Source organism: Lysinibacillus mangiferihumi, from assembly GCF_003049665.1.
GTDB lineage: Bacteria > Bacillota > Bacilli > Bacillales_A > Planococcaceae > Lysinibacillus > Lysinibacillus mangiferihumi.
In genome coordinates this window covers 1-669 of the sequence record NZ_PYWM01000114.1, presented here as the reverse complement: position 1 = coordinate 669, position 669 = coordinate 1, and the positions used below count along the sequence as shown (strand labels likewise).

Annotated in this window: 1 protein-coding gene; it reads right to left on the bottom strand. The window is 33.8% G+C overall.

What is annotated here, in order from left to right:
* Window positions 1-669, bottom strand: a 669-nt coding sequence (locus tag C9J37_RS27830; protein WP_153063529.1) for an RNA-guided endonuclease InsQ/TnpB family protein, incomplete at both ends; no start/stop codon positions are given.

The window sequence follows — 669 nt, the reverse complement described above, 5'->3', positions numbered from 1 at the left end:
TTCTAAACCACATTCACATTTATATACTCTATCCGAAAGTTTTAAGTCTTTCTTGATCGTGCCACAACATGAACATGTTTTAGAAGATGGATAAAAACGACCTACTTGAACGAATTCAATGCCGTATTTTTCACATTTGTACGCCATTTGTCGAATAAATTCCTGTAATTTTTGCTTCGCAATCGCTTTGGATAAGTGACGATTTTTCATCATTCCTTTTACGTTTAAATCCTCCATCACTACTTTGCAAGGTTTGGTTTTCACAATGCTATTTGTAGCTTGGTGAACATGATTGTCACGTATATTTTTCAATCGTCTGTGTAGGTGTTGTATCTTCTTTTCGATTTTTATAATATTGCATGTTTTGACGAAACGGTTTCCCTCCTTATTCATTTCGTATTTTCGAGATACACGACGTTGCAATCTACGTAGTTTCTTCTCTGTCTTACGAACTTCCTTTGTCTTATTGATATTGTTAAATACTAGCCCATTTGAACAAACAGCTAATTCTTTGACACCTAAATCAATGCCTATCACTTCATCTGTTAGTTCTTCTTGTATTTTTTCTTGCTCTAATCCTACTGATAAGTACCAATACTTATTGTCATAACTAATTCTAGGATTTCTATATTTAACACCACTAGGCAGTTGCTCATTCGTTTTTATCCA